Below are 13,158 nucleotides of genomic sequence, written 5' to 3'. Positions count from 1 at the left end.
CTCCGAAGCCGAGCCGCCCATGGCGCCTGAGGGTGCCTGGCAGCTGGCATAGGCGAGTCCCACCCGGTCGAAAATACGCCGGTAGGCATCGCGGTGACGCTGGTAGGCAGCATCGAGGCCTTCGTCGGTGAGATCAAAGGAATAAGAATCCTTCATCAAAAATTCGCGGCCACGCAGAATGCCCGCCCGCGGACGCTCTTCGTCGCGGTATTTAGTTTGAATCTGGTACAGGGTGACCGGGAAATCTTTGTAGGAACCAAACATGTCTTTGACCGCGGTGCTGAACATTTCTTCGTGAGTCGGCCCCAACAACAAGTCCGCATTCTTCCGGTCCTTCAAGCGGAACAGGTTGTCGCCGTATTCACGCCAGCGATCAGTAGCCTCGTAGGGTTCGCGCGGCAACAACGCGGGGAACAGTAATTCTTGCCCACCGATGGCATCCATTTCTTCTCGCACGATGCCTTCTAGCCTGCGCAACGCCTTCAGCCCTAACGGCAGCCAGGTGTAAATTCCTGGTGCAACGCGTCGAATATAGCCGGCGCGTACAAGCAGCTTGTGGGAGACAACCTCGGCATCTGCAGGGTCTTCGCGCAACGTGCGCAAAAACAGTGTGGACATACGTGTGATCATGGGACTAGCTTACATACTGTTCCTACTGCTTAGTATGGGGGCATGCTGATAGTTCTTCCCCCTTCCGAAACCAAAGCACGTGGCGGCGACGGCACCCCACTGAATTGGGAAATTCTTGCCGGATTGTCATTTCCAGACTTGCACGCAACCCGTCGCGAGATCGCAGCTGATTTAATGGCACTGCCAATCGAGCAGGCCTTCGACGTCCTGGGCGTATCAGAAAAATTGCGGCCCGAACTCGAGGCAAACCAACAACTTTCTACTGCCGCCACGATGCCAGCGATTTTCCGCTATACCGGTGTGCTTTACGACGCCCTCGATGCCGCAAGCTTGCCTGCGGCCGCGCTGGATTCACTTGCGGTTGGTTCCGCCTTATTTGGCGTCGTTGGTGCTCGGGATCCGATCCCTTATTACCGATTGTCTGGGGGAACGAAGCTACCCCCGCGCAACGGCCAGGAGGCTCCGACAATGAAAAAGCGTTGGGGCACTGCAATCTCCGAAGCTCTCGCGGCCGCCGAGGAGCTGATCGTTGACCTACGCTCTGGAACCTACCAACAATTAGGTCGCGTGCCCGCTGTGACGGTTCGCGTCGAAGCTATTCGTGAGGACGGATCACGCAAGGTAGTCTCCCATTTCAACAAGCATTACAAGGGCGAACTTGCCCGCGTGTTAGCGCTGGCCGCCGCTGACGGTTCACGCCCATCGACTGCCGAGGAGGTCGCCGATATTGCTCGGCAGGCCGGAATGACGGTGGAAGGTCCCGTCGAGAAGCAAAAATGCCGTGAGCTAACCCTGGTGGTTTCTTAAGCTCGACGGTTTGTTCAACGATTTTCCACCTACGAAGCGTTTTCCCGATAAGCTAGGTGAACGTGATCCCTGCTACACTTTCGCTGTCCCTGTTTTGGTGGCAGCCAGCGCAGGGTAAATCGTGTCTATCTGGCACTGTGTTCATCTGGCACTGTGCCCATCTGGCATCGTGTCTAATCAGCACTGTGTCCCTCTAGCAAGGAGATTCGTTCATGACCCAAGAGTTCTTCCACATCGACGCTGCAAAATTGCGCGAGCTCATGAGCCCCAAAAACGCCGCCGATGCCCTGCGGCAGACCATTCTGGATGGTTTTGATCCTGCAGATGACTTCGATAAAACCCGCGCGGTCGTCGACAAGGAAGACAACGCAAAATTCCTGCTGCTGCCAGCGATCAACCCGGATTATTTCGGCGCAAAGCTGATCACCGTGGCCCACATCAACCCCACCCGCGGACGTGAGACCGTACAAGGCACCTATGTGCTGTTTTCTAACACCACCTATGGTCCGTTGTTCTCGATCGATGGTGCCGAACTGACTAATTTGCGCACACCAGCGGTGACCATGGCCGCGTTCAAGGACTTCATCGAATCCCGTGATGAAGACCTCAAAGTCGCCGTATTCGGTTCTGGTGTGCAAGCTCGCGCACACAAAGAAGCAATCGACGATAACTTTGGTGACCGCAACCCGAGCTACACCTTCATCTCCCGCAACAACCCGGGTGACCTGGAAAACTGGGTGCAAATCGGTTCCGAAGAGGCTAAGCAGGCCACAAAAGAAGCAGAGGTCGTGGTGTGTTCGACTTCTGCCCACGAGGCCTATCTCGATATCGACGAAGTACGCAGCGATGCCTTGGTCGTAGCACTCGGTGCCGGTAACCCGAATGACCGCGAGCTGACCACCAACTTCATGGAAAAAGCCCAGATCATTCTGGAAGGCGGCGATGTCACGTTGAAGTACGGCGGTGATGCAGCCCGCGCGCTGAAAGAAGGCGCAGATCTCTCGCACGCTGTTACCCTGCGTGACATCATCACTGGTGATAAAACACTCAACCGCGAATCGCCGATCGTGTTCAAAACCACCGGTATGCCCTGGCTGGATCTCGCCGTCGCCGGCCGCATCGCGAGCCAATTAGGAGTCAAGTAACTAGTGCCCGATACTCGCCTGCCCGAACTGCACGACAGTTTCGCTTCGCACCTGCCCGAGCTTTGCCTCGACTGGCAGGCTGCCGAAACTCCGGACCCGCAGTTGCTGTGCCTCAACGAACCGTTGGCGCAACAACTCGGCTTGGACCCGGAATGGTTGCGAAGCTCAGCAGGCATCAATTTTCTCTGCGGCGCGAATCTTCCGGAGAGCGCGCACCCAGTCGCGATGGGCTACGCCGGGCACCAGTTCGGCCAGCTGTCTCCGCGTCTTGGCGACGGCCGCGCACTGCTATTAGGCGAGGTCACAGATGTCGATGGCACCTTGCGCGATATCCACTTGAAAGGATCGGGGCCGACCAAGTTTTCCCGTGGAGGCGACGGCTGGGGCGCACTCGGCCCAATGCTACGGGAATACCTCCTGTCCGAGGCCATGCACGCCCTGGGCATTCCCACAACACGCGCGCTCGCGGTAATAAGCACCGGTCGCAAAATTGCCCGTGAACGTGTAGTACCGGCAGCGTTATTGGTGCGGGTAGCTAGTTCGCATATTCGCGTCGGTAGCTTCCAGTATGCGCAGCTGATCGGTGGTGGTGACTTGGTTACTCGCCTGTCTGACTACACCCGCCGGCGCCACTACCCCGGTGCTGACGATGCTCGTGCCGTGTTTAGCGGTGCGCTGGATACCCAGCTGGCGACGGTGGCACAGTGGATGCGTATCGGGTTTATCCACGGGGTAATGAACACCGATAACACCACGCTATCGGGTGAAACAATTGACTACGGCCCGTGTGCGTTCATGGATGAATTCGACGAGCAGGCGGTGTTTTCATCAATCGATCATGGAGGGCGTTATCGTTACCGTAATCAGCCGCAGATTATTGGCTGGAATTTTGCCCGGCTCGCCGAAGCAATGTTGCCTGCTTTCAATGACGACCCCGATACAGCCGTCGAATTCGCGCAACAGACCATGGACGGATTCCAGCAGCGTTGGCGTTCTGCCCAGGTCGTTGAACGTTGCCGCGCAATCGGGGTCGATGATGCCGTGCTTGCCGACGAATTCTACAGCTTGGTAGAACAAGCGCGCCCAGATTTAACCTCGGCTCATCGCAGCCTGGTGGCCGTGGCCCGCGCAAACCACGATCAGGCCAGCGAATCAGCTCAGCACCACGCGAAACTCGGTAGCAGCATAGATCAACTCACCCAACACCTTGGAAACTCGGCACAAGCACGAGATTGGATTAGCCGCTGGTTGCGATGCTCCCCCGATGCCGCCGCATTGGCAAGGCTGCACCCGGTTGTCATCCCACGAAACCACCTGGTCGAAAAAGCGTTGCGGGCAGCCAACGACGGCGACATGGGGCCGTTTGAGGAGCTGCTGAGTGTTGTCACCGACCCATTTAATGAACAGCACCCAGAAAGATTCCACCAGCCCGCGCCTGTGGAATTCAACGAGTCCTAACAGACTTTTTGTGGCACTTAACCAGGTTGTGGCACTTTACCAGGCAGATGCCGTCCCGCCCGCTGATGCTGCGGGACGGTCTAAAAAAGACTAATCTTCCAGCTTCAACGTCTTCTGCGTGAATTCCCACAGCTCGTGGTACATCTTCTCGTCCTTGAACAGTTTCGTTCCATAAGACGGAATCATTTCGTAGATCTTGTCAGCCCATTCGATCATCTTCTCACCGAAGCAGCGTTCCAGCAGTTCCAGCATCGCAGCCGGGGCAATAGAAGCGCCTGGGGAAGCACCCAGCAGGCCAGCAATGGAGCCCTCAGTGTTGTTGATCAAGGCGGTACCGAATTCCAGAGAACCGAACCGTGGTGGTGCAGCCGGCTTAATTACCTGCACGCGCTGGCCTGCGGTAACAATCTCCCAGTCCTCATTCTTCGCATCCGGGACGTAGTTACGCAAGTTTTCCATGCGTTTGTCGAAGTCCTGTAAAACCTCAGTGACCAGGTACTTGGTCAGGTTGAATTCCTGCACCGCAACGCCCAGGTACGACGGGATATTATCTGGCCGGATCGACTTGAATAGATCCAGGTAGGAACCCTTCTTCAAGAACTTCGGCGACCAACCACCGTAAGGGCCAAACATCAAGCCCTTCTTGCCGTCGATCACGCGGGTGTCCAGGTGCGGAACCGACATTGGAGGGGCATTCTTCGTCATCGCCTGGCCGTAAACCTTGGCGCTGTGGCGGTCGATCAAGTCTTGATTTGTCGAACGCAGCCACAAACCAGAGACCGGGAAACCAGCAAAACCGTGCACCTCGGACAGACCGGCCTTGCGCAGTAGATCCAATGCGTAGCCACCGGCACCAACGAATACGAAGTTGGCTTTGACGACGCTGGTGTCACCGGTGTGGAGGTTCTTGACGGTTACTTTCCATTTGTTGCCATCTTTAGTGAGATTCTTCACCTCATGGCCGTAGCGCATCTCTGTGCCGGCAGCTTTTGCCGCGGTGAAGAATTGCTTAGTCAAGGCACCGAAGTTGATATCGGTTCCTTTGTCAGTCCACGAAATCGCCACTTTTTCATTATCGTTACGTCCGCTGGCCATCACCGGCAATTTTTCTGCGAACTCGTCGCGATCATCGGTGAATTTCATGTCCGGGAACATGTGGTTATCGCGCAGTGCTTTGTACCGGCGCTCAATATAACCAACCTGATCAGTGCCTTTACCGAAGGAAACGTGCGGAACCTTGTTAATAAACTGCTTTGGATCCGACAAGATGCCATTGTTCAGCTGGTGCGACCAGAATTGCCGCGAAATCTGGAATTTCTCGTTGACACCAACCGCCTTGGACAAGTCGATGGTGCCATTCTTCTCTGGTGTGTAGTTCAATTCACACAGCGCAGAGTGCCCCGTACCAGCGTTATTCCACGGCGAGGAGGATTCCATGGCTGGAGCATCCAGACGCTCAACAACCATTTGTGACCAACTTGGTTCCAATTCACGGAGCATAGCGCCGAGCGTGGCGCTCATGATGCCGCCGCCAATAAGAACAATGTCTACATCATCGGTGGGTTTCGGGTTTGGGTTCTTGGACACCTGACTACCTCTTCGTATTCGATTGCATCACTTCCACTACACGTGCCGGTCCCCGCTGTAACGATGAGCGATTCACGGTACCCACAGTGAAAATTTACTCGCCCTTTACCATACGCCCCGTGTGAGCTAATAGGCGAATAACTGTGGCATGTTTATCCCCCATCACTTTCTCGAGCGCACCTGCCGCGAACGCTACTGCCCCATTCTCTTCAATCGCGCCAAGTTATGCCTAGACTATGACCATGACTACGTCCATGAAGAATTCTTGGAAGACCGATAGCCTACTCGGAGCACCGTTCGAGCAGTTCACTTTTAATTTTGGCACCGAGCCCACCGAGGACACCACCGCCTATGCCACACTCGTGCGCTATACCGGTGCGGCGAAAGGCACCACGGTTAGTAGTCCTGCTGACGAACAGCTCACGCACGATTGGGTGCAGCGGCCAGCACTCCTGTGGATTCATGGTCTGACCGATTATTTCTTCCACAAGCACGTAGCAGAATATTTTCACGAACGCGGCTATGCCTTCTACGCTCTCGATCTACGTAAATGCGGACGCTCACTGCGCGAGGGCCAGACTCCGCACCATTGTTTGGATATTGCCGAATATTTCGAAGAACTCGATGCTGCCGCGGAGTTGATCATCTCCGCGCACACACAAGCGCCAACCAAACGTCTGACACCGTTGGCACATTCAACCGGCGGACTCGTTGCACCAGTGTGGTTGGACTACCTGCGTCGCGAGAAACCCGACTTGCATGCACACTGTGCTGCGCTGGTACTCAATAGCCCTTGGTTGGAATTGCCTGTGCCAGATCGCGTCGCCAAGCTAGCCCGTCCCGTGCTGGCCGGCGTCGGCAAGCTGTTGCCTAGACTGCCCTTTCCCGGTGGCGTCATGGATATTTATGGACGCTCACTGCACAAAAACTACGACGGCGAGTGGGATGTTGACCTCCGGTTCAAACCGTTAGAAAGCTTCAAAAAACACATGGGATGGATCCGCGCGATTATCACCGCACAGCAAAGTATTCACCGCGATGAAATAAACGCGGGTGTTCCGGTGTTGACATTGTCGTCGACGCAATCGGCTGTCGGGACTTCTGTCATGGATAAAGCACACCAGGCAGATATCATCTTGCTCGTTGAGCACATGTGGAAGTGGGCTCCAAACCTATCTGCACAGGTTTCGTTGGCGCCCTTGGATGGTGCCATGCACGACGTGTTTTTATCGCAACCGAAGGTGCGAGCCAACGCATTAGAGACCACTCACAACTGGCTACAGCAGCAACTAACCGACCAACAAGACTGCCGAGACTAGTACAAAAGCTGACCAGACAAGTACAAAAACTATAAGAAGCACGACAACGAAAACTACGACAGCGAAAACTACGACAACGAGAAAGAAACGGAGTAACCACCGCCCCATGACTACATCGAATGCATCCAACACCGATTCCATCGAATCCACTGAATTCACCGAAACCACCGAAACCATCACGTCAAGCAAAGGCGAACCACGGTCACAACACTATGATCTGGTGATCATCGGAACCGGATCAGCCAACTCGATTCCCAGCGAGGACTTCGACAATAAGTCCATCGCGATCATCGAGAAGGGACGCTTTGGCGGCACCTGCCTAAACGTGGGGTGCATCCCGACGAAGATGTTCGTCTACGCTGCGGACATCGCACTAGCAGCCCGTAGCTCCCAGCACTTGGGAGTGCACGGAGAAGTGAACAAGGTGGATTGGCACTCCATCGTGGAAAGGGTCTTTGCCAATCGCATTGATTTGATCGCGCAAGGCGGCGAGGACTATCGCCGGGGCGAACAGTGCCCAAATATCGACGTATATGCAGGACACGCCACGTTTAATGGCCCGAAATCGGTGACCGTAGCCAACGCTGGAGCAGACGGCAACGATTGCATCGTCACCGGTGAAGAATTCGTCATCGCGACTGGTTCCCGCCCAATGATCCCCCGCCCGATCGCCGAATCTGGTGCCCGTTACTACACCAACGAAGACATCATGCGACTGGATAAACAACCGGAATCCATGATCATCGTCGGCGCCGGCTTCATCGCCATGGAATTTGCCCATGTTTTCCATGGCCTGGGCACTAAAGTTACCGTTGCGGTGCGCGGACAAGAACTACTCAAGCACCTCGACGAAGACATCAAATCTCGTTTCAACCGGGATATGACCGCAGCAGTCGATGTACGCTTCGGAAGCAACATCTCCGAAGTAGAAGATACAGCCGACGGTGTGCGCGTGACCTATGACGATGGCACCACCCAGCAGGCAGACATCTTGTTGGTTGCCACTGGACGGATTCCGAATGGCGACCAGATGAATCTGGATGCTGCAGGCATTGAAATGCATGACGACGGACGCATCAAGGTCGATGATTTTGGCCGCACCACGGCAGCTGGTGTGTGGGCGCTCGGCGATGTTTCCTCGCCATACATGCTAAAACACGTCGCAAATGCGGAAACGCGGGCGGTCAAGCACAACTTGCTGCACCCAGAAGATCTACGCGCTATGCCACACGAGCACGTACCATCAGCGATTTTTACTCATCCTCAGATCGCCACGGTTGGTATGACCGAAGCTGCGGCACGCGAAGCTGGCTACGATATCACCGTCAAGGTACAAAATTACGGCGACGTAGCGTACGGCTGGGCGATGAATGACTCGCAGGGAATCTGCAAGCTCATCGCCGATCGCAGCAGCGGACGCCTGCTCGGGGCGCACTTTTATGGTGAACAGGCTTCCACCTTGATCCAGCAGATGATTCAGGTCATGGCCTTCGACCAAGACGTACGCGAGATCGCCACTCAGCAGTACTGGATCCACCCAGCATTGCCAGAGTTGACCGAAAATGCATTGCTCGGCCTGGAGTTTTAACTCGAAGCCGAGCTCCCGGCCCAGCACAATTGGGTCGGGCGGACGTGCCTAAATCGTGGGATTGGTAAGAATTTCGTTGCCATCGTCGGTGATGACGATGGTGTGCTCGAACTGGGCAGTGAACTTGCCGTCTGAGTTTTGGATGGTCCAATCGTCGTCCCAGACGTCATAGTCCAGTGATCCCAGGTTGATCATTGGCTCGATGGTCAGGGTCATGCCTGGTTCCAGGACATCGCGATAGTGGTTGGAATCGTAGTGCAAGATGACCAGCCCATTATGGAAGGTCGGCCCTACCCCGTGGCCGGTGAAATCGCGCACGACGTTATAGCCAAAACGGTTGGCGTAGGATTCGATAACCCGGCCGATCACGTTGACTTCGCGACCTGGCTTGGCAACCTTGATCGCGCGCATCAGTGATTCCTCGGTGCGCTCCACCAACAGACGGTGTTCTTCGGAGACTTCCCCCGCCAGAAAGGTGCGGTTGGTGTCACCGTGGACACCGTTTTTGTATGCGGTGACGTCGATGTTGACGATGTCACCTTCTTTGATCACCGTAGAATCCGGAATGCCGTGGCAGACGATCTCGTTCAAAGAGGTGCAGCAAGATTTCGGGAAGCCCATGTATCCCAGTGGCGACGGGTAGGCGCCGTGATCGCACATGTATTCATGCGCGATGCGGTCGAGTTCGTCGGTGGTAACCCCCGGGGCTACGGCACGGCCTGCGACTTCGAGCGCGTTCGCGGCGATTTCGCATGATTCGCGCATCGCCTCGATGGTTTCTGGTTTCTGGATGAACGGCTCACCGATATTTTCCTGTACGGTGTCCTTCCATACGTATTCCGGACGTTCGATATGGTCCGGAACCGTGCGAATTGGAGTTTGTTTTCCTGGGGAGAGCTTTCCACGTTGAGTCATGGCTCCCCATGGTAATAGCAACGTTTCTTCGGCGTTCATCAGGTCTGATTCTTTGCTGCTTAGCGCAAAGAATTTCCGCTTCTTGCAACCAGACTCATCGCTTGCAACAGAACTTATTGCAGCACGACCTTTTTCAGCTCATCTTCATCTTGTGCAAGGTAGACCTTCGAGCGTAACCAGAAAAATCCCAGCCCCAATATCAGCCAAGCGAACAGCGCATAGAAAGACTCAGTGCTCAGCAATCCTGGTGAACCTGGCACCAGCAGCAGAGCCATGAATCCCAACGATAAAATACAGCCTGCCAAGCTAATCCATTTCTGCGCTGTGCTGCGACCGACCTTCAAATTAACCGACCGCAGCTGCCCGTCGCGTGCGATCTTATACGCGCAATAACACGCATAGAAATAGGCGATCGTAATGCCCACGCTGGTCATATCAACTACCCAGTTCAGCGCCGCACGTCCAAACCACGGGCTGATCAGACACAGCAAGGCGGTCACGATGATTGCTACCACCGGGGTATTGTGCTTGAGGTGGATATGAGCCACCTTGCCAGGCAGCATCTGTGCTTTGCCCATGGTGAACAGAACCCGTGACGTAGCGGTGTAGAAACCGTTGAGTCCGGTCAAGACACCAGCACTGACTGCTACGACCATGAGAATTAGCCCCACTGGCCCCATCACGTCACTAATGGCTGCAGCCGGTGGCCAAGCATCTTCAGCATAATCGGCGTGGCCATCAGCAACCGCGATTGAGGTAGCGATCATCATCGTCATATAGATCAGGGTGGCAATCGACACACCCCAGATCAACAGCCCAAGTGCTTTACGCGGGCTGAAATTGAATTCGCCAGCCAATTGCGGAACGCTATCAAACCCAACGTAAGCCCAAGGAGCGAACGCGACGATTACCGCAATAGCGGCTACCGGTGATTTATCCGTCGGAAAACCTGGTGCCATGGTGATGTCATTGTTGAAGTAATAAACCACCATAGACACAAAGATGATGGCTACGCTGACGATGATCAACACCACCGCATAGAACTGGAACCGGCCCGAAATAGATGCGCCACGATAGTTCAAATATCCGAATACTACGATGAACAATGAAGCGATCAGCACTTCCGGCAGGTATATATCCCACCCCGCGACTTCATAGAGTTTTACCCGCATGAACAAATCAGGCAGCGTCACCCGAAACACCAGTGTGATCGCCGAAGCATTCAACGCGACAATTCCGGCATAGCCCAAGGTCAGCGCCCAACCTGCGATGAATGCATGAACTCTGCCCAATGAAGCGAGGGCGAAAGCAACACCGCCCCCAGTGACTGGCAGCGCACGGACCACGAAGCCATAGCTAAAGGCAACGACCAAAATAGCGAAGCCACCGATAAGAAAGCCCAGCAGCGTTCCCAGCAAACCTCCCTCACTCATCCAATCGAACGGTAGGATGAACGCTCCCCAGCCAATCGCGGAGCCGAGCGCCATGGCGAACACCCATGAAGGCTTAAAAGTTTTATCTAATACGGGCGCGTTCTCTTCTGTCGTTGTCGCCGCTACACCGCCTGCTGTGGCCGGTCCGGCTGTTGATCCATGAGCTGACATGCATTAAGAATAACGTGAATCACATCTTATTGTGTTTTATCCCTCATCTTTATGTGGATTTGCGGGGCTAACATCCCGGTGCCCCCTATCGTTGGGCACTACCTACATCGCGGTCTCGGCCGCATCACCGGGGCCAGCCCGCAATTCATCCAGGCGTTGGAAGAACCGATCGGAAACATTCACCGCCGTGGTCGATCCTCCACCATCGACGATCAGAGTGGCAAACGCTATATCATCATCACGAAAACCGGTGAACCAAGCATGCGAGCCACCGGAATATTCCGCCTCACCGGTTTTGCCATGGATCGTTCCACCAGCTTGCATACCAGCAGCAGTACCCGAAGCCACCACTTCACGCATCATCGCACGTAAACCGTCGATAACTTCGGGGCTCGGCCCGGCGACGTTTTCGCTCGGTGTGGTTTCGTGGCCGACGATCAGCGTCGGCACCGGGCGGTGACCAGCAGCAACGGTCGAAGACACCAACGCGAAACCGAATGGACTTGCCAAATCCAGGCCCTGGCCATAGCCTGCCTCAGTGCGCTCGAAGGCCGTCTCCCCCTCCGGAATTTCACCCGTGACCGTGACAAGACCGGGAATGTTATAGTCGATCCCCAAACCAAACTGCTTGCCTACTTCTTCGAGCTCCCCCGGTGCCAAATTAGTGGACATTTCCGCAAAAGTGGTGTTACACGAGGCTGCAAAAGCTCGCTGCAACGGCACGGTACCCAACGAGAACTGGTTGTAATTAATCACCGTTCGCCCCTGGATATTCATGACGCCAGGGCAGCCCACCGCAGTCGACGGGCTCAAGTCATGTTTGTCAATCCCAGCCGCAGTGGTGATGATCTTGAAGACAGATCCCGGCGGGTAATGCCCATTGAGCGCGATATCGCCATCTTTATCAGCAGCTGGGGTCTGTGCAACGGCAAGGATTTCGCCCGTCGACGGTCGCATCGCCACCAGCATGGTTTGTTTATCTTCTCGCAGCGCCACCGCTTCTTGCGCAGCCCGCTGCACATTGTAATCAATAGCGATTTCCAACGCCGGCGCTGGATCAGCATCATGCACGGCAACGTCGGAAAGCGCAGCCCCATGTGGGTTCACCACGCTGACTTTCCACCCGTTAGCGCCGACGAGATCATCGCCGACGATACGAGTAACCCGCGACATGATATCTGGGGCGAAATCTTTTTCTACCGGCACCATGGCAGGCTCATCATTTAACCGCACCCCAGGCACACCGGCGAGGTCTCCTTCGATAGCTGGTCCCTCGTCCGCGGAATACACTCCAACCGAATAAATGCCTTCGACAGATTCCAGCGCAGCAGCCAAATCACCAGCATCGAGCTTCGAAATTGCAGAATCACGCTGCGCGGCGGCGTTAACCGCACTGGCGATGCGAGCAGCTGCACCGCGAGGATCATCCAACTGCGCGGTATCCACCAACAAGCGATGAGAAATACCTGGAGAGAGCAGTTCCACACCATCGGAAGAGACCACACTGGCACGCGCCGCCTCAATGGCACGCAATTCTAGATGCTGATTAGCACCCAACCGCGGATGAATAATCGTCGGCTTGTAACGCACCGTCCACTCGTCGGAGGCTTTCGTCAACGTCATCTCGGTTTCGTACACCAATTCGCGATCTCGAGGCAGATCCCAGTGCAACGAGTAACGAGCGGTAGCAATAGAATCGTTGACATTAACGTCGGCAAGCGTTGCGGTCAAAGACTCAGCCTGCAGACCAGAAAACGTATCGTCGATAGCCTCATTGGCCAGCGTCGGATTGTCGACGATTTCCGATAAAGCCTCGACATCCCGGTGAGTCATCGCATCCAAAAATTCTTGGGCAACCGGGTCTGCAGAGGCTGGTTTCGGTGTACACGCCGCCATCGTTCCACCGCTAATAACGGCAGTAATCAGCAGCGCAACCGTCTTTTTCATAGCGAAAAGACTAACACGCAACAGCGGTCATTTTAGGAAGTGACGCGCACATCAGCTTTGGCGCCTTCTTGTGCTTCCAAGCCTTGCTCTTCAGCGATGATATTGGCTTGCTCGATCAAGGTTTCCACGATCTTCGATTCCGGTACTGTCTTGACGCT

10 protein-coding genes and 1 pseudogene are annotated in these 13,158 nt (G+C 55.2%); 5 read left to right on the top strand and 6 right to left on the bottom strand.

Features of this window, described 5'->3' with window-relative positions:
• Positions 1-630, bottom strand: a 630-nt coding sequence (locus tag RCH87_RS07955; protein ID WP_306516177.1) for an aminoacyl--tRNA ligase-related protein, incomplete at its 3' end; no start/stop codon positions are given.
• A 42-nt stretch (positions 631-672) separates the two neighbouring features.
• Here RCH87_RS07955 and yaaA point away from each other — a divergent pair.
• The 3 genes from yaaA (at position 673) to RCH87_RS07940 (ending at position 4,040) form a co-directional block, all read left to right on the top strand.
• The gene (gene yaaA, locus RCH87_RS07950) at positions 673-1,437 is read left to right on the top strand and encodes a peroxide stress protein YaaA (RefSeq protein WP_306516176.1); all 765 of its coding nucleotides are present in this window, start codon (positions 673-675) and stop codon (positions 1,435-1,437) included.
• 212 nt (positions 1,438-1,649) lie between these two features.
• Positions 1,650-2,582: an ornithine cyclodeaminase family protein gene (locus tag RCH87_RS07945; RefSeq protein WP_306516175.1), complete on the top strand. Its 933-nt coding sequence runs from the start codon at positions 1,650-1,652 to the stop codon at positions 2,580-2,582.
• 3 nt (positions 2,583-2,585) lie between these two features.
• Positions 2,586-4,040, top strand: a complete 1,455-nt coding sequence (locus RCH87_RS07940; RefSeq protein ID WP_306516174.1) for a YdiU family protein — start codon at positions 2,586-2,588, stop codon at positions 4,038-4,040.
• A gap of 90 nt (positions 4,041-4,130) precedes the next feature.
• Here the strand turns inward: RCH87_RS07940 and mqo are convergent, their stop codons facing one another.
• Complete coding sequence (mqo, locus tag RCH87_RS07935) at positions 4,131-5,627, bottom strand: malate dehydrogenase (quinone) (protein ID WP_306516173.1); 1,497 nt, start codon at positions 5,625-5,627, stop codon at positions 4,131-4,133.
• A 242-nt stretch (positions 5,628-5,869) separates the two neighbouring features.
• Between mqo and RCH87_RS07930 the strand changes: the two genes are divergently transcribed.
• Together RCH87_RS07930 and mtr are read left to right on the top strand one after the other, a co-directional pair.
• Positions 5,870-6,946: an alpha/beta hydrolase gene (locus RCH87_RS07930; protein ID WP_306516172.1), complete on the top strand. Its 1,077-nt coding sequence runs from the start codon at positions 5,870-5,872 to the stop codon at positions 6,944-6,946.
• A 106-nt stretch (positions 6,947-7,052) separates the two neighbouring features.
• Entirely contained in the window at positions 7,053-8,534 is a 1,482-nt protein-coding gene (gene mtr / locus RCH87_RS07925) for a mycothione reductase (protein ID WP_306516171.1), read from the top strand.
• Between the two features lie 48 nt (positions 8,535-8,582).
• Here the strand turns inward: mtr and map are convergent, their stop codons facing one another.
• From map to RCH87_RS07905, 4 genes and pseudogenes are all read right to left on the bottom strand, one after another.
• A complete protein-coding gene (gene map, locus RCH87_RS07920; protein ID WP_306516170.1) occupies positions 8,583-9,449 on the bottom strand; it encodes a type I methionyl aminopeptidase in 867 nt (288 codons plus the stop codon).
• Between the two features lie 113 nt (positions 9,450-9,562).
• The gene (locus RCH87_RS07915; protein WP_306516169.1) at positions 9,563-11,053 is read right to left on the bottom strand and encodes an APC family permease; all 1,491 of its coding nucleotides are present in this window, start codon (positions 11,051-11,053) and stop codon (positions 9,563-9,565) included.
• 102 nt (positions 11,054-11,155) lie between these two features.
• Positions 11,156-13,000 carry a penicillin-binding transpeptidase domain-containing protein gene (locus tag RCH87_RS07910; protein ID WP_306516168.1) on the bottom strand — a complete coding sequence of 615 codons (1,845 nt, stop codon included), beginning with the start codon at positions 12,998-13,000 and terminating at the stop codon, positions 11,156-11,158.
• Between the two features lie 32 nt (positions 13,001-13,032).
• Positions 13,033-13,158, bottom strand: a pseudogene (locus RCH87_RS07905) (4-hydroxy-3-methylbut-2-en-1-yl diphosphate synthase); the annotation flags it as partial.

Source organism: Corynebacterium sp. (assembly GCF_030826625.1).
GTDB lineage: Bacteria > Actinomycetota > Actinomycetes > Mycobacteriales > Mycobacteriaceae > Corynebacterium.
The sequence above is the reverse complement of the archived record's forward strand: the minus strand, read 5'-3'. Positions and strand labels throughout refer to the sequence as shown.